We start from the raw sequence: 21,978 nt of genomic DNA, 5'->3' as shown, positions 1-21,978 counted from the left end.
CCTCCCGCCCTCCCCAGGACTGCGGTTCCTGCCGGCGTCGGCCCTTCAATAAGGTTTTTCACATTCATTGATGCAACCGACAAACGCGGCGGAACATAAACATGATCCCTTGGTCGCTCATCACGCACCCGGAGCTAGGCGTCCAAGAACTCCTGGCGCATCGCCCGACCAGAACTCCACTACCTGCGCGGCTCCGGGCCGGCTTATTCGCGCCGCGCTGCCATGAGGCCGGCAGGTGCGATGCCGACTGCGTCCTTTGGCCAACCTGCCGTTATGATCTCACCCGCGGCACTATTGACAGCAACTAACCCGCCCTTTGAGGCGCAAAGCTACCGTCCACGCATTTGCAATTGAGACGCCTCTGGGTCAGCGGCCCGGCATGCCGAGATCCAATGCGCAACGGATAGGTCACTGAACGGTGGTCTCTCGGCCACGGTCGAAAGGCCTGATTCTCCGCTCGGTTGGTGTTGTTGAGGGCTGGGCGTAAGCGACCGTGGGGCGTTATCATCCTGTGGGTCGCGTCAGTTGTTCAAAAAGCTGCGCGCGGGCCGACACCAAGGTGTCGGCGATACCAACGTGCAATGTAACCAGATAGGATCCTCGACATACTTCCCATCGCGCAGCACCCGCGCTGTAGAGATTTGGAAGGAGCCGAACGATGAAGATTCTAATGGTATTCACTTCGCACGATATCCTCGGAAGTACCGGGCGCAAGACGGGCTTCTGGCTTGAGGAAGGCGCCGCACCCTACTACGTCTTCCGAGACGCCGGGGTCGATTTGACACTCGTGTCACCGAAAGGCGGCCAACCGCCAGTCGACCCGAAAAGCGATCTGCCGGAGAACCAGACGCCCGCCATGACAAGGTTCAAGGAAGACGAGGCAGCGCGAAAGGTGTTTGCAACCACCAACAAACTTAGCGAAGTCCGTTCCGAAGATTTCGACGCGATCTTCTACCCTGGTGGGCATGGTCCCATGTGGGATCTGGTGGATAACCCCGACTCAATAAAACTGATCGAGTCATTCTACGATTCCGGAAAGCCAGTAGCGGCAGTCTGCCATGCTCCAGCTGTATTGCATCGCGTGACGTATCAAGGCGCTCCGATCGTCAAGGGTAAGCGGGTAACCGGATTTGCTAACAGCGAGGAGGAAGAAGTTCAACTGACGAAAGTCGTGCCGTTCCTTGTTGAGGACGAACTCAAACGCCTCGGGGGCCTCTACGAGCAGAAACCGAACTGGGAGAGCTTTGCAATTACCGACGGGAGACTGATCACGGGACAAAATCCGGCATCGTCGACCGCAGGTGCGCAGCACCTGCTTAAGTTGCTCAACGAATTGAAGACCGCGGGTTTTAAAGCGGCCTAACGCAGGGGCTCAACCCTTAAAGCCGGGGACCGGCACCGGTGGTGCGAACCGCAAGTGCTCCCTGGCAACATCGGGCCCCTGCCGAAATGCAGAACAGCTCCAATTAACACACGAGGACGCCATGACCGATGCTATATTGCAAGACAGGCCTTCGCCGGAGGAGGCGGATGTCAAGCCGATGAGAATGACCCTTGAACTTCTCGTCATCCCAGTCTCCGACGCCGGCCGCGCCAAAGCATTCTACGAAAGCCTAGGCTGGAAGTTGGACATCGACCATTCAACAGGAAACGATTTTCGCATAGTGCAGTTCAGCCCGGTTGGCTCCGGATGCTCGATAATGTTTGGGAAGAACATCACTACCGCTGTGCCCGGTTCGGCGCGAGGAATGCATCTCGTCGTCTCCGATATCGTTGCGGCGCGTGACGACTTGCTCCGGCGTGGTGTGGAAGTCAGCGACCCGTTCCACGACGTTGGCGGGATTTTCCACCACTCCAACGGTATCGGGATTACTGATGGCCCTAGTCCCGAAAGAAAGAGCTATGCATCGTTCGCCACCTTCCAGGACCCCGATGGTAATCAGTGGACCTTGCAGGAAATCACCGCGCGCCTTCCCGGACAACGACACGGCACCAGTTTTACTGCGCAGCTTCAAGAGGCCGTCTGGGGCAGACAGGTCGACTGATCCCCTTAACTCCTTGCCAAGCTCTCAGCCCAGTTCATGCGCCAATCCGTCTGAACTGGGTAGATCTGTACGCGACGGGTCCGTCATTTTTCCCAACCGCTCTGTGCTGGGGACACGTCTCCGAGAGATTGCGCTGAATAAGGAACGTGCTGACGGGATACGACGATACAACAGTTCGGTGACCTGACACTCGACGAACTGTGCGTGGAACTGGAGGGGCGCGGTGTTGGCGTGCACCGTTCCAGCGTGGCGCCACTGCTTCACCGGCAGGGCCTCAGTCACAAAAAAAGACGCTCCGGGCCAGCGAACAGGAACGCCCCGACATCCAGCAGGCCCGCCAGCATTGGACGACGCGGCGCAAGACCTTCTTCGACCAGGTCCTGACGCGGCTCGTCTTCATCGACGAGACCTCGACCAACACGCGGCTGACCAAACGAGCCGGCTGGGCGCCCAATGGCGCTGCCGTCAGATAATGGTTCCATCGTGTGAAAAGATAGGACTGCTATACGGGAGCAGAGAACGCACGCTCGACACGGTACATACCGGGCTGAAACGTGGAGAAACCCAGCGCTTCCTTGAGGTAGGGCAACGGCCTAGGATCGGCACGCATGGCCTCGTAGTCGGCCGCGCTTCTCCACCTCGCATACATGGCGACTTTGGTGCCGTCGACACTTTTGTGCAGTGCTGCTGAAATGAAACCAGGCGCTTGATCCACCACGCCGCTCGTTGCGGATGTCAAAAGGTCCACAAGCCTATCTTGATCGTCCGGGCTGACGGTAAAGACGTTGATCATTACGATGCTTTGGTCATCGGTCATTCGTATATTGCTTTCGTTTTGTGATTTGTCGGCCGCTCGTTGACGGCTGATTCCGCACACATGGGGATAGATAGTTTCGAAGACAATCCTCTAGAGGCTCGTAGAGCGTCAGTAAGCAGGACATGCTTCACCTGCTACGGCTCTGGGGCCGCTCGTCATAGGGTCCCTCAAGGATCACAGCGGGAGCTTCACAGCACCCGTGCACTATATCATCGCGATGATGCCGCTAAGCATATTGTGGGTCTTCCTGGTGGGCCGCACCGAACGAGATCGGCTGATGCAGCGCGCAGCTTAAATCCTGCCATCGAGGCTTCGGCGGGCAGATCAGAGGGCGGCCCTGGCGTGCGGTAGGTCTGCCGTCAGAGAATCGTCCGATACCAAAGTCTACTTATGCAGGGGCGGCGTCGGGTCTAGCCTCCATGCGTCGCCTTCGTCTCCCACAAGGCGACACGCTGAAAGCAGCGAAGCGCTCCTGCGTCCTCCCCTCCTCCGGAGCGCGCGGGTCGTACCAAGATCCGCCTTGGGCCGTCTCCTTCCGCCAGGAGACGGCCCCTTTCAAAAAAACCACACGCAGGCGTGCAGTGACCGCGACGCCTCGCGAGACAGTCTCGACACTACTGAAGCCCACGCACGCTCAAGAAGGCTGAAATGAAGAAAACTCGTCCCCCCGGCATCCGGCCCTACGACCATCCGGCTGGTGGCTGGGATGCGCTAAAGGCTGTCGCCAAGACGCTGGCGCATCAGCGGATAGTCGCGCAGGGCAGCCGGACTTTGCTGAAGGCGAACCAGCCCGAAGGATTCGACTGTCCCGGATGCGCGTGGCCCGATCCCAAACACACCTCCTCCTTCGAGTTCTGCGAAAACGGCGCCAAGGCGATCACGTGGGAATCCACAGCAAAAAGGGCCGATGCAAGCTTCTTTTCGAACCACACAGTATCGGCACTCTGGGAGTGGACCGACCACGAGCTTGAAGACGCCGGGCGCCTGACGCTCCCGCTGCGATACAACCCTGTAGTCGACCGTTATGAACCGATCGACTGGGATGAGGCCTTCGGTTTGGTTGCCAGCGGACTGAACAAGCTCGGATCCCCGGACCAAGCGGAATTCTACACCTCGGGACGAGCGTCGAATGAAGCTGCTTTTCTCTATCAGCTTTTCGTGCGCGCCTTCGGCACCAACAATTTTCCCGACTGCTCGAACATGTGTCATGAGGCCACGAGCGTCGGTCTTCCGAAATCCATCGGCGTCGGCAAGGGCACCGTGACGCTTGAAGATTTCGATCATGCCGATGCGATCTTCAGCTTCGGGCACAATCCGGGCACTAACCACCCGCGGATGATGACGACCCTCCATGAAGCGGCCCGTCGCGGCGTTCCCATCATCGTCTTCAATCCCTTGAAGGAGCGCGCGCTCGAGCGATTCGCCGCGCCGCAGGATCCGATCGAAATGGTCACGATGTCCGCGACCCCCATCGCCTCGGCCTATCACCAAGTTCGCGTCGGCGGCGATCTGGCCGCCCTCAAGGGACTGATGAAGGCAGTGCTCGAACTTGACGCGGCGAGCCTTGCCGCAGGCAGCGGCGGAGTGCTTGACCGGCCTTTCATCGACGAGCATACGTCGGGTTTCGGCGAACTTCGCCTCGATTTGGAAGCGACCAGTTGGGACGAGATCGTCGCCGCCAGCGGCTTGACGAAGCAGGCGATCGAGAGCGCTGCGGGCGTCTACGTACGAGCCGAGAGAGTGATCGTCTGCTACGGCATGGGGATCACGCAACACGCGCGAGGAACCTCGAACGTCCAGCAGATCGCAAACCTGCTCATGGTTAGGGGAAACATCGGCCGCGAGGGCGCTGGAATGGCGCCCATTCGCGGTCACTCGAACGTTCAGGGCGACCGCACGGTAGGCATCACCGAAGTCCCGAACAGTGCGCTCCTCGACGGCATCGAACGCGCCTTCGGCTTTCGTCCGCCAAGCGAAAAAGGCCATAATGCGGTCGAGGCGGTGGAAGCCGCCATCGACGGACGTGCAAGGGCACTGATCTGTCTCGGCGGCAATCTTGCCGTGGCGATGTCCGATTCACGGGCCACGTTCGCAGGCATGCGTAGTCTTGATCTGTCAGTCCATATCGCGACGAAGCTCAACCGTTCCCATCTGCTTACGGCGACGACGACGCTCGTCCTGCCATGTCTGGGACGCACCGACCTCGACGTGCAAGCATCCGGCCCTCAGTCGGTCACTGTCGAAGATTCGATGTCCATGGTCCACGCGTCGCGAGGGTTTCTGAATCCTCCAGGCAAGGCCGTTCGATCCGAGCCGGCGATCATCGCAGGGATCGCCAAGGCGACTCTAGGCGACCGCCATGGCATCGACTGGGACGGCATGATCGCGAACTACGACCGGATACGGGACAAGATCGAGGAGGTCTTCCCTGACTTTTCCGGGTTTAACATGCGCGTGCGCAAACCCGGCGGCTTCAGGCTCGACGTCGCCGCCTCATCTCGGCGGTGGAACACGCCGGACGGCAAGGCGAACTTCCTAACCTCTCCGGGGCTGTCCGAGGATTGGTCCGCCGATGGAGGCGTCCTGACGTTGACCACAATCCGCAGCCACGGCCAGTATAACACGACGATCTACGGTCTCGACGATCGGTACCGAGGCGTGTTCGGGCGCCGCGACATCGTCTTCATGAACGCCGAGGATCTGGCGCTCAGAGGGCTCCGGGACGGCGACAGGATCGACGTCCTGGGGCTGATCGGCGCGCCGGACGACAGGCATATCGCTCGCGGGTACACCGCGGTAGCCTATGACATTCCGCGCGGTTCCATCGCCGGCTACTATCCAGAAATGAACGTGGTCATGTCGCTGCATCACTACGATCGACAGTCCGGCACGCCATCCTACAAGGCTATTCCGGTTCGAATAGCGGCCACGTCCTCCTGAGCAGAGGCGTCAATACACAGACAATCCGACCGCTCGTCGATCGCCGTGGCTACCGCACCAGGCGACGTTATGCTGGCCCGAGAACGCTACGGAGGTCGTCGGTGTCGGTCACCCCGCTCTGGAACCACCAGAGAAGCTGTCTTGCCGGATCCTCTGCCACGGCGCCCTGTATCTCGCATCGCCGACTCCCGCAATGCTCCCTGATGACCGGCGTATCACTGCCACGTCCGCCGACCACAGGGCACATGTGTCGAACTGTCGCTTCATCTGTCTTGGCCTTTTGCACGTAGCTATCCGCGATACTTTGGTATGGGCGACACCTTCGTCCACTAGCGGCTCCGGGTCGCCGGCCTCAAACTTCGTCGGTCAACACGCCACTCTCGAGCATCTCGAACGGCGGCAATCCATCGTCCACATTGGAGAAGCAGTCATGCGCAATCTTAGAGCTGGGAACCTCACACGTCGATCCTTCGGCGGCGTCGCTCTCGGCCTGACGGCTGCGGGAATCCTTGCGGAGAGAGCCGCCGCAGCCGACAACCGCAAGGCAGACCGTTCGAATAGCCGGGGTCTCGCCGCCGACAAGCGCATCGACGCAGGAGACCTGAGCGTCGGATACGCCGAGCTCGGCCCTGAAGGTGGACCGGCGGTCATTCTTTTCCACGGCTGGCCCTACGACATCAACGCCTTCGCCGAGGTAGCGCCTTTGCTCGCGGAGCGGGGTCATCGTGTGATCGTGCCGCATCTACGTGGATACGGCAGCACTAGGTTCCTGTCCGAGGACACAATGCGCAACGGCCAGCAGTCGGCGCTTGCTGTCGACGCCATCAAGCTGATGGACGCCTTGAAGATCGAAAAGGCGACGGTCGCCGGGTTCGACTGGGGCGCGCGGACCGCCGACATCGTCGCCGCGCTCTGGCCGGAACGATGCAGGGGCATGGTGTCCGTCAGCGGCTATCTTATAGGAAACCAGGCTGCCGGAAAGGCGGCCTTGCCCCCGGCCGCCGAACTTCAATGGTGGTATCAGTTCTACTTCGCCACGGACCGCGGTCGAGACGGCTACGAGAAATACACGAACGACTTCGCCAAGTTGATCTGGCGTCTCGCCTCGCCACAGTGGAAGTTCGACGACTCGACCTTCGAACGTAGCGCAGAGGCATTTGCCAATCCCGACCACGTCTCGATCGTCGTTCATAACTACCGTTGGCGTCTTGGCCTCACGCAAGGTGAGAAACGGTTCGACGAATTCGAGACCAGGCTAGCGGCCGGTCCAGAGATCCATGTGCCGACGATCACGATGGAGGGCGACGCCAACGGAGCGCCTCACCCTGATCCAAAGGCCTACGCCGCAAAGTTCAGGGCGAAATACGAACATCGTCTCGCAGCCGGCGGGATCGGCCACAATTTGCCCCAGGAGGCGCCCGAGGCGTTCGCCAAGGCTGTAAGAGACGTCGATTCCTGGGCGTGAACAACCGGGGGTCCCGATGCGCTCATCATCGAAAAAATTGATGATCTCCATCCGAAAAACCGGACTGGCGCGGCCTCGCCTGGTCGTGAGATGGGAAGGGCTTCCGCCGGGAAGGCGTCACAGTGCAGTGGCTGCGGGTGCGATGAAAGGATTCAACTTTGGAAATCGGTATCGATAGTTTTGCGATGCTACTGCCGGAACCTGACACCGGGCGTTTGCAGTCGGCAGTCGATCGCATGGAGAGCGTGCTTGCCGAGGTGGAGCTGGCGGACCAGGTCGGTCTGGACGTCTTCGGAATGGGCGAACACCACCGGGAAAACGCGCTCGATTCCGCGCCCGCCGTGATACTTGCCGCAGCGGCGGCGCGCACCAGGTCGATAAGGCTTACGAGCGCCGTCGCCGTCCTCAGCGCCTCCGATCCCGTGCGACTTTTCCAGGAGTTCGCAACGTTGGATCTGATATCCCGAGGACGGGCGGAGATCGTGGTTGGTCGTGGCTCTTCCGTGGAGGCCTATCCTCTGTTCGGCTTCGACCTGAGGGACTACGACGCGCTGTTCGCGGAGAAGCTCGACCTGCTGCTCAAGATCAGGGAGCAGCCCAACATCAAATGGCAGGGCCGGTTTCGTCCTGCCATCGATGGAGAGGGCGTCTTCCCTCGCCCGCATCAGCCCACATTGCCCATCTGGCTTGGCGTCGGCGGCACGCCCGAGTCTTTCGTCCGCGCCGGGACACTGGGCCTCCCGCTCATGGTTGCCATCATCGGCGGAAGCTTCGAGCGCTTTCTGCCCTTGGTCGAACTCTATCGTCGCGCATGGCTCGCCGCGGGGCATCCCTCGGAGAACCAGAGGGTGGGCGTCCACGCTCTCGGCTTTGTCGGGGAGACCGACGAGGCTGCGCGGAAAGCCTTCTTTCCCGGCTGGTTTCAAATGTTCACGGACGCTGGAAGGGAGCGCGGGTGGCCGCCGCCGACGAAGGCCCAATTCGAACACATGTGCGGGCCAGGTGGCGCGTTCCTAGTCGGCGGTCCGCAGGCGGTGGCCACCAAGATAGCTCATGTTAACAGAACGTTGGGAGGAATTGCTCGCATCACCTTTCAGATGAGCACCGCCGGGCTCGACCCTGAAGCGATGCGTCGTTCGATCGCGCTGCTGGGAACTGACGTCGCGCCTTTGATACGGGGGCAGCTTGGCGCCTAGCAGGTGCGTCGCGTAGAGCGCCGACGTACTTCAGCGCGCATCTCTTCAGCCGAAAATCAATTTCTGATAGGCAGCCAGCATCTGCGGGTCCTCGACGGACCCGTGATGATGAAGCTGTCGCCAACCGTCTTGCTTGCGTACGAACCATCGGGTTGTCCGGAAGGCGACGTCGAGCGTCTCAGTCGCCGTCCTGCAGACTCCACGTTCACGACCGACGAACAGATGCCAGTCTTCCCCACCCTGGCTGGTGAAGTCGTGGAAAGTGACATGGACCGTCGCATCGCCTTCGAACAGCTTCGAGTAGCCTTCGGCGATCTGCCCCCAGCCGCGGCGGATCCCACCGATGGGGTTGTCCATGCTCGGCTCCGACCCTGCGACCCAGACGTCTTCCAGACCGGCCAGATCGCCAGCGTTGAAGGCATGGTAGAATGCGATCAAGGAATCGAGGGGACTGCCGTCGCCCCATTTCGTCTCGTCGCCGTCCACTTCTGAGAGATGCCTGTTCATCGATGTCGTCCTCGCAAGCTGCGTAGAGTTCTGTCTCTGCGTGAGCATGCCGTTTAGATGGCCTTGCCCACGTCCGGCAGCATGCTCAGACGCGACCGCGCGTGCTATTGTACGATGGTGTCGTACCCCTACTTCGGAGTTAGATCGCGATACTATCGTCCAATGGAAATCGGCGCGCGATGCTGCAGTGCCGGCTTAGCAAGCAACACCTTGCGGGAGACAAACCTGCTTTATGCTGTCGATGACTGAAACATGATATGATCGACCGGAAAAGGGAAGAACGTGCCCGTGCCTACCAAGTCACACGTCTTAGAGAACGGCAATGACTGACGCGACGCCCTCATCAGCCAGGACCGCAGTCCCACCTGTCGTGTTTGTGGTGACGACGATCTCTCCCTCAGAGAATCGCTCGAAATGCTGATTGCCGCGGGCTGGCGACCAGCGGTTTTCGGATCTGCTGATGCTTTTTTGAATGCTCCTCCGACCTCGACGCCGAGCTGTCTACTGCTATACGTGAACATGCCGGATTTGAACAGTCTCGATCTGCAGGGCATGATCACGGTGAGCTTCAACCGGATGCCTTTCATTTTCATCTCGGGCTACTCGGACTTCCTAACGAAGCCGATCAATTCGGAGGAGCTGTTCGGGCCGATCTGGTCGGCACTTGCTCGCAGTGAAGAACTGAGGCGGGAGGACGATGCTCAACCGCGATTGCAGCGGCTTTACGACACACTGACGCCGAGGGAATGCGAAATCATAGTGGGCATGACAAAGGGCCTCCTCAACAAGCAGATCGCCCACGACCTGGGGATCAGCTAGATCACGGTGAAGCCCATCGCGGACGTCTCATGGAAAAGCTGGGCGCCCGCTCATAGCATCGTGCCTTCGTATCGACGGCCATCCGGCCCATGACGTTCAGTTCTGACGAACCTTACGTCCGGATCTCTTGGCGGCACGCTCGCCAGGATAGAGCAGGATCATCGCAACGTAGATCGCGGCGCCGACGATGAGCGCGATGCTGGCGACGGTAAGCGCTAGATCGAACGCGGCGTCTACGTCCGGCACGTGCCTCACGATTACTCCCACGGCAGGCGGCCCCATGATCTGTCCGATCGCGAACACCGCCGTAAGCAGTCCCATGTAACGCGCGTGGTGGCTCGATCTGATCCGCCTGACCTCGTTCATCGCGAAGAAGCTGATCGCGGTGAACGGCAGGCCTACGAGAACGCTGCTGAGGGCAAGGCCGAAAGCGTCCTGCCAGATAACCGACAGCCCCACTCCGACCGCCTGCACGAGGTATGCGGCAACCAGATGGAGCCTCACGTCGGCGCTATGCTTCACGCGCGCCGCCAGCAGCGATCCGACGACTGCCGCGACACCGAACAGCGGCCAGAAGACGGTGAGCAACGGCGAACCGGGAACGCTGTTCTTCGCGATCACGGGAAGATAGGTCGCCGTGACGATGTAGCCGAAGCCGGCCAGCCCGTAGGCGATCGCAAAGAGAGGCATTTCCGATTTCGGCACCTTGCCGGACGCCCGGGTCGGAGTCCCGACCGAGTAGGTGTCGGACGGCTTCGAATTGTTCCCGAAGGTTCTCCAGATGATGGCGCTGATGGTCGCCGAGAGGGCGGCAAACACAAGCCAGGCTGTGCTGCCCGACAGCCCGAGCAAGGTCATTCCGCTCGCGGCCAACCCGGACGCTGCGATGCCCGCCCCCGGACCGGTGAATATGGCGCTTCCGATCGAGCTGCCGGTTCCCGAGAGCTGGGCCAGACACCAACCGGAGGTGAAGACGAATCCGATCGCCGACGCAACGCCCGCCAAGAACCGAAGAGCGACCCAAGCCTCGGCATAGGGCGCAGACATCAGAGCCGTAAGGAGGACCGTGGACACCAGTGTCGGGCGTATGAGGGAGGTATGATCCCACGTTCTGGGTACTGCCATCGCCGCCAATGCACCGACCAGGTAGCCGACGTAGTTTGCGGTGGCGAGGCCCCCGGCTCGCGAAAGATCAAGGACGCCGTCGTGCAGCATCATCGGCAGGATTGGAGTGAATGCGAACCGACCGACGCCCATGGCGATGGCGAGGGACGCCGATCCAGCGAACACGACCACATATGGGCTGGGGCTGTGTTTAGACATGAGGCTGTCCTTCGTTCGATTGGAGACCGTCGCCACGAGCTAGCGCGACGGCTCCCCTTCAGTTAGATCGGTCGAGGTCTGCGTGAACCGTCGGTTTGCTGCAGCTGTCTGCCGCGATCCGGAAGGATCTGCGGGATGCTGTCAGGCAGGACTGCGGCGTGCGATGACGTCCAACGCGGAATGATAGAGCTCTTGCGTCAATTCCTCGGCACCAACTTTCAAAGCAAGACGGGAGGCCTGACCCGACCAGAGGTTCGTAAAGTCGTTCCTCGACTCCGCCTCGGCTTTTGCTCTGATGGGAACGAGAGCTCCTCCGGCAGTTGGAAATGCAGGCACGGCATCTGAGATCGGACCCAGATCGCGCATCAGGCGGTTTACGACGCCTCTCGCCGGACGGCCGGTAAAAACGTTAGTTATCGCGGTGCTGTCATCTCGGGCGGAAGCCAGCGCCTCCGCCTGAACTGCGGGAATCCTCGCCTCGGGGCAGAACAGGTATGCCGTTCCGACCTGGACTGCGGAAGCTCCCAGCATAAGGGCAGCGGCGACGCCCCGCCCGTCGGCGATTCCGCCGGCGGCGATAACTGGCACCCGCACCGCGTCGACCACCTGCGGCAGGAGCGCCATGATTCCAACCTGTGTCGTCATGTCCTGGCTCAAAAAGTTCCCACGATGGCCGCCCGCCTCGAAACCCATGGCGATGACTGCGTCGACGCCGTTTTCTTCGAGCCAGACGGCCTCGGCCACGGTCGTCGCGGAAGACATGATCTTCGCTCCTGTCGCCTTCACACGCTGCACCAGCGACTTTTCAGGCAGCCCGAAATGAAAGCTCACGACTTCCGGCTTCAACTCCTCGACCACCTCGCAGAACGTAGAGTCGAATGGTGCACGGCCCGCTGCGGCGATCGGCGCGGCATGGTCGAGTCCTGCGTCCACGAAGTAGGGCGCGAGCAGAGCTCTCCATCGCATCTGCGCTGCCAGATCTTCGGCGGGGGAAACATGTGAGAAGAAGTTCACGTTCACAGGCGCGTGGGTAGCGGCGCGAATCTCATGGAGGGCCTGGCGCAACCCCTCGACGTTCAACAGAGCGCTTGGGAGAGATCCCAGACCGCCGGCCTTGGCCGCGGCGACGACCATTTCGACCGTAGTCGCGCCGGCCATCGGCGCCTGGATGATGGGAAGCTCGATTCCAAACAGGTCGAGAATTCGGCGATCGGGCCAGCGGGTCATGTGGACTCCTTGTCGTGCGTGACTTTGCAATGCTGATACCGCGGCCACCATCCACGTCTATTGGACCTTGGTGTGCTGATGAGCGACCCAATCCGAAGGTATCGGGAACACCTTGGTACAATATCGGGTCCCGAGTTTCGGCGCGATGGTCGTGGCAGAGCGGCGACGGCGCGACCGCCGGGCAGCTCCCGGCCCGTGGCTGGATCAACGCATCACACGAGTAACAAAGCGACGACCGCCACCCGGCGGCCGAAGGGATCCTCGTCGCCAGACGGAGGCAGGCATGAGCGTGCACAAGACTGTTATCATCACCGGCGCGTCGCAAGGGATCGGGGCGGGACTGGTCAAGACGTTTCTGGACAAGGGCTGGAACGTGGTCGGAACCTCCCGGAACATCAGCGAGAGCACGCTGTTCGACCGCGCAGGTCGACTGGAGCTGATCGGCGGCGACGTCGCGGATTCCGAAACGGCCGAGCGGGTGGCGACAGCGGCGGTGGAGCAATTCGGCTCGATCGATGCGCTCGTCAACAATGCCGGGGTCTTCTTCACCAAGCCGTTCCTCGAATACACCATCGAAGACTTCCGACGCCTGTGCGCGACGAACGTCGAAGGGTTCATTCATTTTACGAAGCACGCCATCGGCCAGATGCTGCGTCAGAAGTCTGGCGGGAGTATCGTGACGATCACGTCGTCCTTGACGGACCATCCGATCGCGGGCGTGAGGGCGTCGCTCCCAATGATCACCAAGGGCGGCCTCAACGCGATCACGAAGAGCCTTGCGCTGGAGTTCGCCAAGGATAACATCCGCGTGAACGCGCTCTCGCCAGGCGTCGTCGACACCCCTCTCCACGCGAAGAACCCGCGGACCTTCCTCGAATCCTTGTCGCCGATGGGGACTATCACGGCGGTTCAGGAGATCGTCGACGGCGTCGTTTATCTGACGGAATCCTCCAACATCACCGGGGAGGTGCTGCACGTAGACAACGGCGCACATCTCGGCAAATGGTAGTCGCGAGCGCGGAGGCGCGCATCAAGGAATTGGCGATATGCCTCCCGAAGGCGCCCACGCCATTCGGCGCGTACGTCGAAGCGTTCCAATCCGGCTCGCTGCTCTTCCTAAGTGGCATGCTGCCGGTCGCCGGACATGTGCCACTTTATATTGGGCTCGTCGGCCGCGAGCTGTCGGTGGCCGAAGGCTACGACGCGGCGAGAGCTGCTTGCTTGAGCGGTCTAGCCGCGGCGCAGGCGCAGCTAGGGACGTTGGACAGGATCCGATCGGTCGCCAAGCTGGGCGTCTATATCGCCTGCCCCTCCGATTTCCATGAACACCCCAAGGTCGCCGATGGAGCTTCGGAGCTGTTGCTCGACGTGTTCGGCCCCGCCCGGATCCCTCCCCGGGTCGTCCTCGGCGTTTCCAGCATACCGCTTGGAATGCCCGTCGAGATCGAACTGGTCTTCGAGATCGGACCAGCGTTTGCATCCCCCAAGAACGGAGCCAGCCATGAACGCTAGACGACCAACCAGGACAAGCGCCATCGCGATGTCGTCGAAAGTCCTTACCACCGCGGCGCTATTGCTGCTTCCGGCGCTCGCCCTATCCGGTCAGACGAAGGTCGCCGAAAAGGTGGAAAGTGGTGCAGAGGTCAAAGCCGACCCAGGTCAGGAACATGCGCAGATCAAGGTGGACAAGCGGACGCCCGCCTACTGGCGTATAACCTTCGACAATCCGCCCTTCAACATCTTCGGACCGGAGACGATCCCTCAGATGGAAAAAGTGGTGGCCGCAATCGAAAGCGACCCCAATCTTAGGGTCGTCGTGTTCGACAGCGACGTGCCTGGGTTCTTCCTCACCCACTACAACTTTACGCCGCCCCTCGCCGAATCCACCGGCCTCCCCTCAGGCCCGACCGGCTTGCACCCGCTGCCCGACATGCTGGTCCGGATCAGCAAGTCGCCGGTCGTCTCCATCGCGCTCATCCGCGGCCGCGCGACGGGCGTCGGAAGCGAGCTTGCCCTCGCCAGCGACATGCGCTTCGCAAGCCGTCAGAAGGCAATTCTCTCCCAATGGGAGGTGGGCGCGGCGCTCGTTCCCGGAGGCGGCCCGATGGCAAGGCTGCCGCGGCTGATGGGGCGCGGCCGAGCGCTCGAAGTCCTTCTCGGATCCGATGACATCAACGGCGATCTCGCCGAGGAGTATGGCTACGTCAACCGCTCCTTCGACGACGACAAGCTCGACCCGTTCGTCGACGCCCTCGCGATGCGGATCTCTGGCTTCGATCGGCAGGCGATCGCCGACACCAAGCGCCTGGTCGATTTCGCGAGCCTTCCGAGCGATCCCGAGATCGCCGCCGGCTGGGACGCCTTCATCACGTCGGTCCAGCGTCCGGCGGCGCAGAAGAAAATCGGACGCCTGATGGAAATGGGCCTGCAGAAGGATCCGGACATCGAGGCCAGGCTCGGACACTACACGCAAACTCTGGCCGATAAGTAGGCCGAGACGGTGCTCGCGCGGAGAGCGGCAGGTCGCGCGCGGGCATCGGACATCCTTCAACGCATTCAACGACAATGGAGATATCCCATGCACAGTCTCGAACACCAGATCGTCGATTCAAGCTTTTCGGCCATCATCAATGCGCCGATCGAGAAGATCGACATCCCGACGTGGTGCTTCAATCTTCCCGAAAAGGAATATCAAGGCTGCTCGCCGGCCCACATCGCGGCAGGCTTCACCACCGCGGCCGACGGCACGCGGATGTCGATCAACGTCGAGACGATCGGCGGCAGCCTGATGGTCCAGCATTACCATGAGACACTCGGCGAAAAGCATCATCTCATCCTCGACTCCGATTCAGACGTCTTCACTCCAAACGGCCGGGTCACCATACACGTCACCTGGGAACTGAGTGTGAAGAAGGTGGATGCGAACCGCTGCGAATTCACCAACCGCGTCCAATCCTTTGCAACGGACGAGATGATCGCCTTCCTCGATCGCCAGGGAATCCCGTTCGAACTCTTCCGCACCCAGCGGCAGCCGATGTCCATCGCCCACAACAAGGGCGAAACGCCGCTGTTCGCTGCGAGCATCGAACGCGCGGCCCTGAAGAACTCCGCGACGAAGGCGGCCTGAATCGGCGAAGGAGAACATCATGACTGAACTATCCTTCGATAGAAGCAATACCGGACTGCTGGTGGTCGATCCGTACAACGACTTCATTTCCGAGGGTGGCAAGATCTGGCCGCGGATCAAGGAGGTCGCCGAGGCGAACAACTGCGTACCGCACATGCTCGAAGTGCTGACAACCGCCCGTGAAGCCAAGATCCGGGTGTTCTTCGCGATGCATCATCGCTACCGGGCCGGAGACTACGAGAACTGGAAGTACGTGGCGCCGATCCAGCGTGCGGCCTGGCACCGCAAGAGCTTCGAATTCGGCACGTGGGGCGGCGAGTTCCGTGCCGAATTCGTTCCCGAGGCTGGTGAGGTCGTCGCATCCGAACATTGGTGCTCGAGCGGCTTCGCCAACACCGATCTCGATCTTGAGCTGAAACGGCACGGCATCCAGCGTGTCATCGTGATTGGCCTGGTAGCCCATACATGCATCGAAGCCACCGTGCGATACGCGGCCGAACTTGGATACGACGTCACCGTCGTGAGGGACGCGGTCGCCGACTACTCGCCGGAAATGATGCATGCGGCGCTCGAGGTCAATCTTCCGAGCTACGCGAGCGCCATCGTGAGCACCAAGGAAACCGTCGCCGCGATCGCTCTCACCCAGACGGCGTAAGCTCGACCCCGTTGCCACAGCCATCCGGCGCGCGTCCTACCGCACGCCGGATTCCTCAGTTCGAACAGGAATACTATTTTCGCTTCGGGGGTTGGGAGGTGCTTCGCAGAACCTTATTTGAATTCCACAGCTAGCCGCCGCCTCCCATTTTCATGGAAGGCGGCCTGCTCGTCATTCGAAAGGATCCACGATGACACTCTCCGGCGACCTTCTTATCGGCGGCGCGAACGTGCGCGGCGCGGCCTCAGCTTTCTCCGCGACCAATCCTGCCAACGGCAACACCCTGGAGCCGAACTTCGCAGGCGCGACGAAGGAGCAGGTGAGCAGGCCGCAGCCTTGGCGTGGGACGCCTTCCCGGTCTACAAGGAGACATCGCTCAAAGATCGAGCCCGCTTCCTGGAAGCGATCGCGGAAGGAGTTCTCGCCCTTGGCGACGAACTCGTCCTGCGAGTGATCGACGAGACGGGACTGCCGCGCGACCGCATCGAAGGAGAGCGTGCCCGGACGGTCCGACAGCTTAGGCTCTTCGCGAAGGAGGTCCGAGACGGTGCTTTCCAGGAATTGCGCTTCGATCCAGCCGAAACCGACCGCAAGCCGGTTGCGAAGCCCGATCTTCGGCTCCGCAACATCGCTCTCGGTCCGGTCGCGGTGTTCGGAGCGTCGAATTTTCCCCTCGCCTTTTCTGTCGCTGGTGGCGACACTGCCTCGGCCCTCGCCGCCGGCTGTCCGGTGATCGTCAAGGCGCACTCCGCCCATCCCGGAACCTCCGCATTGGTTGGCAAGGCCGTGGTCGACGCCGTCGCGGCATGTGGGCTTCCGTCGGGGACTTTCGCGCTTTTGTTCGACGCAGGATTCGAGGTCGGCCAGACACTGGTCGCCGACCACCGGGTGCGCGCCGTCGGCTTCACCGGCTCTCGTCGTGGGGGCACCGCGCTGATGAAGATCGCGTCAGAGCGGAAGCAGCCGATACCCGTCTACGCCGAAATGAGCAGCATCAACCCCGTCATACTCTACTCAAACGCACTGCTGGGCCGGGGCGCGGAAATCGGGAGATCGTTCGCGGCTTCGCTGACCCTCGGCGCCGGCCAATTCTGCACGAATCCTGGTCTGATTATCGCCATCGAAGGCGCGGGGCTTGACGCCTTCGTCGAGAGCGCGGCGGCAGCGTTGGTGGAGGCGCCGGCTCAGACCATGCTCACACGCGGCATCTGCGAGGCGTATCGAAAAGGCGTTGCAAGGCTTTCGTGCTCACCGTCCGTATCGCAGGTCTCTGCCGGGAAGAGCGGAACGGCTCATCAGGCCTCGGCCGCGCTTTTCCAGACGACGGCGGCGGCCTTTCTCTCCAATCCGGAGCTTCAGGAAGAAGTCTTCGGCGCGGCGGGATTGATCGTTCGCTGTAGTGACCACGACGATCTGCGCAGGGTCGTCGAATCCTTGGAAGGTCAGTTGACCATCGCGCTGCACGTGGATACCGAGGACGTCGCCGCCGCCTCCCAGATGATCCCGCAGTTGGAACTTCTCGCCGGCCGGCTCCTCGTCAACGGCTTCGGAGCCGGCGTCGAGGTTTCGCCGGCAATGGTGCACGGCGGCCCCTATCCAGCGACGTCGGACGGAAGATCGACTTCGGTCGGCACATTGGCCATCTATCGTTTCCTGCGGCCGGTCTCCTATCAGGACTTCCCGGTCGACCTGCTGCCGGCGCCGCTCAAGAAATCCTGACGCGGTAGTGAACGGTCAAGAAAGAAATGCCGTGGGATGGTTCACCCCAGGGGATGACATTCCCGTGCTCAGTTCCCGGCGGCTTTGGCAGCCATCGTAGCCTTCGCCCACCAGACCAGCTCGTCCAGCGCAGTCTTCGCCGACGGCAGCAGGTTGGCTTCGATCTCTTCGATCGGCTTGTTGCCGCCCATCGAGAAGACGGTGAAGAAGTCTGTGCCGCCAATATGAACGGCGGCATGCGTGGAAACCATCTGCAGCTCGACGCCGATTCCACGCAGATGCTCGAGTGCGCGCGACCCGCCAGCGGTGCCATACGCAATCGCGGTGAACGGCTTGCGCGCCCATTCCACGTATGACTGATCAAGGGCGTTCTTCAGCACGCCGGTGATCGAGCGATTGTATTCCGCGACGACGAAGATGTACCCGTCATATCGGGCCACGGTCTGCTGCCAACGAACGGCTTCCGCACTCTGGCTTGGTGCGTAGGCGTTCGACGCGACCTCGTCGAAGAACGGCAGCGGATGGTCGCGCAGATCGACGATTTCGACGTCGATGTCGTCGCGGGCCTGAGCCTGCTTCAGTATCCACTGTGCGGGCTTGTCGGCGAAACGGGTCGGCCGGGTGGAGCCGATGATGATGGCGATCTTTGGGTTCGTGGGCATGGCATTCCTCGTTTTATGTCGGGTTGATGTTGATGACCCTCCGGGGAGAGGATCAGTCGCTACTCAGGGCGTCTGCGTAGGCATAAAGCCCGGGAGAACCTCCCGTCATGACGAACAGGACGTTCGATCCAGGCGAGATGACTTCGTTTTCGATATCGGACAGCAGGCCGGCAAAGGCCTTCCCTCCGTAGACGGGATCAAGAAGCAGGCCTTCAGTGCGGCCGAGGAGCCTGACCGCTTCGACCATTTCGGGCGTCGGCATGCCGTAGCCGCCGCCAAGCTGCGCTCCGTCTATCGCAAGCTCTTCGGCTCGAATTCGGTCTTTCTTCCCGAGGAGGTCGAAGACCGAGTTGATCTTCTCCGCCGTCGCCGCGACGCATGTCTCCGCGGGCGAAAGAACCGTGTATGCTCTGATCATGGAAGGATCTCTTCCGGCCAAGGCGGCTCCTACGGCCAGGCCGGCATGCATGCCGCCGCTACCATTTGGGATGACGACGTGGTCGAACGCGACGCCGATCTCAGTCGATTGCGTCTTAATTTCGAATGCGCAGTCGACGAAGCCAAGAGCTCCGACCGGCGTCGAACCGCCAAGCGTGCCCACGAAAGCCTTGCCTCCGGCCGCGGCGATCTCTGACGCGCGGGCCCTGGCGGTCGCGCCCGCGTCGTCGCCGGTGCCGAGGATGTGGACGCGGGCGCCGAAGAGCCGGTCCAACAAAACGTTGCCGTTGGCCTGATAGATCTCGGTCTGGCGGGGCACCATTTGAGCTAGAACGACCTCGCATGCCAGTCCGGTTCTGGCGCAGGCGGCCGCGGCCAGACGGGCGAAGTTCGACTGTACTCCTCCGGTTACGACAAGGGTGTCGTAGCCTTCAGACCGGGCCTGCCCGATCAGGAACTCAAGCTTGCGGAGCTTGTTGCCCCCGCCGCCGAGCTCCATGAGATCGTCCCTCTTTGCCCAGATCGAGACGCCTCTTCGCTTCTGGCCGAGCAGCACCTGCTCCAGACGATCCAGCCGCTGGATCGGCGTCGGCCGGCTTATCAAGCGTACGCGGGGGAACTGATCCAAAAGATCGCTGTCGGACATTTCTGGTCTCGTCTGTGAGTGTTGTCGTGCTGCTTGTCGGGACGCCAGAGCCGGCGTCCTGTACCGAGCGGCCGGAAATGTCGCGAGACAGGTTTGGCATCAGTTTCTGCCGTGCCGCCTCACATGAGTTCTAGTCGGCGATGTCGCGAACCGAGGGAAGAGTGGTAAGCTCGCCCATGCTGAGACCGGTCAGTGCGGGATTGCCGGCGTCTTTCGCCTTCAGAGTGAAAAGACGTGGGCTGTCAGCGAAGCGTTCTGAACGCCGCCCGCAGCTCCGATGCGAAAAGCTCCGGTTGCTCCCAGGCGGCGAAATGGCCGCCCTTGTCGACTTTGTTGTAGTAGATGAGGTTGTGGTACGCCTTCTCGGCCCAGCTCTTCGGAGCCTGGTAGATCTCGCCGGGAAAGACCGTGATCGCGGCCGGTATCTTGATGTTGACGGCGTTGAAGTTGTTGGCGTTGTTCTCCCAGTAGAGCCGCGCGCCCGACGTGGCGGTCCCTGTGAACCAGTAGAGGGAGATGTCGTCGAGCATCTCGTCCTTAGTCAGCGACTTCTCCGGATCGCCGCTGCTGTAGGTCCAGTCGGCGAACTTGTCGTAGTACCAGGCGGCAAGACCGACGGGCGAATCCGTCAAGGCATAGCCCAGCGTCTGCGGCCGGGTGACCATCATCAGGGCGTAGCCGGCGCCCTTCGTGTAGAGCGCGTTCATCTGCTCGTAGGCGGCCTTCTCGTCGTCGGAAAGACCGGCCGGCGCGGGTTCGCCGTCGGCGAGAGCCTTCGCAATGTCCGGAGGAACGGTGGCAGGCATGTTCGTATGAATGCCGAGCAGTCCTTCCGGCGCCTGGGCCGCCATCTTGTCGGAAACGACTGCGCCCCAGTCGCCGCCCTGCGAGACATAGCGGTCATAGCCCAGCCGCTTCATGAGCACATGCCAAGCACGTGCGATGCGGTCCGGTCCCCACCCAGTCTCGGTCGGAACCTCTGAGAAGCCGTATCCGGGCATCGAAGGTATGACCACATGGAAGGCATCAACGGCGGTACCGCCGTGCGCGGTCGGATCGGTGAGCGGTCCGATCGTCTTGACAAGTTCAAGGACAGACCCCGGCCAGCCATGCGTCATAATCAGCGGCAGCGCTTTCTCATGCCTGGACTTGACGTGAATGAAGTGGATGTCCAGGCCGTCGATCCTGGTCATGAACTGCGCATGCGTGTTCAGTTTCTTTTCGCACTGCCGCCAGTCGTAATCTGTCCCCCAGTATTCGATGAGCGGCTTCAACTTTTGAAGCTGAACGCCTTGCGTGCGGTCGGAGACCGTCTCCTTGCCGGGCCAGCGGGTGGCGCGAACGCGGCGACGGAGCTCATCGACGTCCTTCTGCGGAATCTCGCACTTGAACTGACGCACTGCGTAGCCTCCCGCCGCCGCGCGGGCAGGTCTGGGGAGAGTGCTGAGCGCGGCGGTTGCGGCTGTGGCGACGAGTAGTTCGCGCCTCGTCGGCCACAGTACGGTCTTGGTTTCGACTTCTGCTGACATGACGTCCTCCGTCTGGATCGAAGTGGTTGTGATGGGTCCAAGGATCGTCTGGCAGCAGGGCTGCCGATGATATTGTGCTTAGGTATCGGCAATACCTAAGCACCGGTTGCCGGGGTGAGTGGCGGGTCGACACCTTCGAACCATGACGCCGACCGAGGAAACGGCACATCGTTCTCGGATCTGGTGTAACCGCCTCGTGCGACGGAACGCTATCCAAGAACCAAGCTCACCCGACGTCCGTGCACGCCGACCACATCGACAGGACGTTCAACGCCGTCATTCGCAGGTCCGACGTCCATCGCGCCAAGTCCTTCTACACGGGCTTGCGCTGGCGGCCTCGATGCCGACGTCTCCGGAAAGGACGGTTACAGCGCCTCCGTAGGCCTGCGCCGCAGGCGCCCTCCCCGCCTGTGCGGCGCGTGAAAGCGCAGACCCGATCGGACCGGCGCGTTCCCCACTGGCTACCTGCGACAGCGCTTGTGTCCGCCATTCACGTCAGGCGCAAAGCCGAAAACAAACTCGCCATGTTGGTCAGGGAGTAGTTAAACGCGTCCGCTGGTCTTGGAATTGCCACCGCCCACAATTTTGCAAATCACCCAGGGCCACCGGGTCCCGCTGTGATGCGTCCAATTTCTGATCGAAGACGCGGAACGGCGAAGTCAATGAACCTTCGGACTTTCGGAACGGCTGAACGGCCTTGAAGGGTCAATATAATGAACGGGCATAGCCGGCGACTCGGCGCTCGGAAGAATGATCGAGACGGGGCCTTAAATGCTATGGATATGGAAAACCTCACTCGATGTGGTCGTATGGGAATGCTGCAGTCGCATGGAGCGGCCCCTCATCAGGGTCGCGGACTTCCC

General features: G+C 61.4%; 19 protein-coding genes and 1 pseudogene. 13 read left to right on the top strand and 7 right to left on the bottom strand.

All coding sequences use genetic code 11. The features are described from left to right. Positions 1–658 precede the first annotated feature (658 nt). From AC0L24_RS23445 to AC0L24_RS23435, 3 genes are all read left to right on the top strand, one after another. Positions 659–1,363, top strand: coding sequence for a type 1 glutamine amidotransferase domain-containing protein (locus AC0L24_RS23445; RefSeq protein WP_127809143.1), 705 nt, complete (start codon positions 659–661; stop codon positions 1,361–1,363). A gap of 121 nt (positions 1,364–1,484) precedes the next feature. After that, a complete protein-coding gene (locus AC0L24_RS23440; protein ID WP_127809142.1) occupies positions 1,485–2,045 on the top strand; it encodes a VOC family protein in 561 nt (186 codons plus the stop codon). A gap of 200 nt (positions 2,046–2,245) precedes the next feature. Beyond that, entirely contained in the window at positions 2,246–2,518 is a 273-nt protein-coding gene (locus AC0L24_RS23435; RefSeq protein WP_127809141.1) for a hypothetical protein, read from the top strand. Positions 2,519–2,547: 29 nt separating this feature from the next. On the opposite strand, the gene AC0L24_RS23430 is transcribed toward AC0L24_RS23435, so the two are convergent. Then, on the bottom strand, positions 2,548–2,862 hold the full coding sequence (locus AC0L24_RS23430) for an antibiotic biosynthesis monooxygenase family protein (RefSeq protein ID WP_127809140.1): 315 nt from the start codon (positions 2,860–2,862) through the stop codon (positions 2,548–2,550). 648 nt (positions 2,863–3,510) lie between these two features. On the opposite strand from AC0L24_RS23430, the gene AC0L24_RS23425 reads away from it, so the two are divergent. The 3 genes from AC0L24_RS23425 to AC0L24_RS23415 all read left to right on the top strand — a co-directional run bounded on the left by AC0L24_RS23425 (position 3,511) and on the right by AC0L24_RS23415 (position 8,463). After that, a complete protein-coding gene (locus AC0L24_RS23425) occupies positions 3,511–5,802 on the top strand; it encodes an FdhF/YdeP family oxidoreductase (RefSeq protein ID WP_127809139.1) in 2,292 nt (763 codons plus the stop codon). 430 nt (positions 5,803–6,232) lie between these two features. After that, on the top strand, positions 6,233–7,267 hold the full coding sequence (locus AC0L24_RS23420; RefSeq protein WP_127811333.1) for an alpha/beta fold hydrolase: 1,035 nt from the start codon (positions 6,233–6,235) through the stop codon (positions 7,265–7,267). A gap of 158 nt (positions 7,268–7,425) precedes the next feature. After that, positions 7,426–8,463 carry an LLM class flavin-dependent oxidoreductase gene (locus tag AC0L24_RS23415; protein WP_127809138.1) on the top strand — a complete coding sequence of 346 codons (1,038 nt, stop codon included), beginning with the start codon at positions 7,426–7,428 and terminating at the stop codon, positions 8,461–8,463. A 45-nt stretch (positions 8,464–8,508) separates the two neighbouring features. On the opposite strand, the gene AC0L24_RS23410 is transcribed toward AC0L24_RS23415, so the two are convergent. Continuing rightward, positions 8,509–8,970, bottom strand: coding sequence for a YybH family protein (locus tag AC0L24_RS23410; protein ID WP_127809137.1), 462 nt, complete (start codon positions 8,968–8,970; stop codon positions 8,509–8,511). 414 nt (positions 8,971–9,384) lie between these two features. Between AC0L24_RS23410 and AC0L24_RS23405 the strand changes: the two genes are divergently transcribed. Next, positions 9,385–9,789 carry a response regulator transcription factor gene (locus AC0L24_RS23405; RefSeq protein ID WP_473564178.1) on the top strand — a complete coding sequence of 135 codons (405 nt, stop codon included), beginning with the start codon at positions 9,385–9,387 and terminating at the stop codon, positions 9,787–9,789. Positions 9,790–9,885: 96 nt separating this feature from the next. Here AC0L24_RS23405 and AC0L24_RS23400 read toward each other — a convergent pair whose 3' ends face one another. Beyond that, complete coding sequence (locus AC0L24_RS23400) at positions 9,886–11,112, bottom strand: YbfB/YjiJ family MFS transporter (protein ID WP_127809136.1); 1,227 nt, start codon at positions 11,110–11,112, stop codon at positions 9,886–9,888. A gap of 141 nt (positions 11,113–11,253) precedes the next feature. Beyond that, complete coding sequence (locus AC0L24_RS23395; RefSeq protein WP_127809135.1) at positions 11,254–12,339, bottom strand: NAD(P)H-dependent flavin oxidoreductase; 1,086 nt, start codon at positions 12,337–12,339, stop codon at positions 11,254–11,256. A gap of 283 nt (positions 12,340–12,622) precedes the next feature. Here AC0L24_RS23395 and AC0L24_RS23390 point away from each other — a divergent pair, with 283 nt between their 5' ends. The 6 genes and pseudogenes from AC0L24_RS23390 (at position 12,623) to AC0L24_RS23365 (ending at position 17,840) form a co-directional block, all read left to right on the top strand. Then, positions 12,623–13,348 carry an SDR family NAD(P)-dependent oxidoreductase gene (locus AC0L24_RS23390; RefSeq protein WP_127809134.1) on the top strand — a complete coding sequence of 242 codons (726 nt, stop codon included), beginning with the start codon at positions 12,623–12,625 and terminating at the stop codon, positions 13,346–13,348. Then, positions 13,342–13,851 carry a RidA family protein gene (locus AC0L24_RS23385; RefSeq protein WP_127809133.1) on the top strand — a complete coding sequence of 170 codons (510 nt, stop codon included), beginning with the start codon at positions 13,342–13,344 and terminating at the stop codon, positions 13,849–13,851. Before AC0L24_RS23390 ends, AC0L24_RS23385 begins: the two co-directional genes overlap by 7 nt. Further along, positions 13,841–14,830 carry an enoyl-CoA hydratase/isomerase family protein gene (locus AC0L24_RS23380; RefSeq protein WP_164873781.1) on the top strand — a complete coding sequence of 330 codons (990 nt, stop codon included), beginning with the start codon at positions 13,841–13,843 and terminating at the stop codon, positions 14,828–14,830. The genes AC0L24_RS23385 and AC0L24_RS23380 overlap by 11 nt, the downstream gene beginning before the upstream one ends. An 87-nt stretch (positions 14,831–14,917) precedes the next feature. Continuing rightward, complete coding sequence (locus AC0L24_RS23375; RefSeq protein ID WP_127809132.1) at positions 14,918–15,466, top strand: hypothetical protein; 549 nt, start codon at positions 14,918–14,920, stop codon at positions 15,464–15,466. 19 nt (positions 15,467–15,485) lie between these two features. Beyond that, positions 15,486–16,121 (top strand): cysteine hydrolase family protein, encoded by a 636-nt coding sequence (locus AC0L24_RS23370; RefSeq protein ID WP_127809131.1) that lies wholly within the window; start codon positions 15,486–15,488, stop codon positions 16,119–16,121. A gap of 190 nt (positions 16,122–16,311) precedes the next feature. Beyond that, positions 16,312–17,840, top strand: a pseudogene (locus AC0L24_RS23365) (aldehyde dehydrogenase (NADP(+))). Between the two features lie 68 nt (positions 17,841–17,908). Here AC0L24_RS23365 and AC0L24_RS23360 read toward each other — a convergent pair. The 3 genes from AC0L24_RS23360 to AC0L24_RS23350 form a co-directional block, all read right to left on the bottom strand. After that, on the bottom strand, positions 17,909–18,502 hold the full coding sequence (locus tag AC0L24_RS23360) for an NADPH-dependent FMN reductase (RefSeq protein ID WP_127809129.1): 594 nt from the start codon (positions 18,500–18,502) through the stop codon (positions 17,909–17,911). Between the two features lie 52 nt (positions 18,503–18,554). Next, the gene (locus AC0L24_RS23355; protein ID WP_127809128.1) at positions 18,555–19,586 is read right to left on the bottom strand and encodes a D-cysteine desulfhydrase family protein; all 1,032 of its coding nucleotides are present in this window, start codon (positions 19,584–19,586) and stop codon (positions 18,555–18,557) included. Positions 19,587–19,828: 242 nt separating this feature from the next. Next, positions 19,829–21,115, bottom strand: coding sequence for an epoxide hydrolase family protein (locus tag AC0L24_RS23350; protein ID WP_127809127.1), 1,287 nt, complete (start codon positions 21,113–21,115; stop codon positions 19,829–19,831). Positions 21,116–21,978 lie beyond the last annotated feature (863 nt).

The sequence above is a fragment of the Mesorhizobium sp. WSM4809 genome, assembly GCF_055811655.1.
The sequence above is the reverse complement of the archived record's forward strand: the minus strand, read 5'-3'. Positions and strand labels throughout refer to the sequence as shown.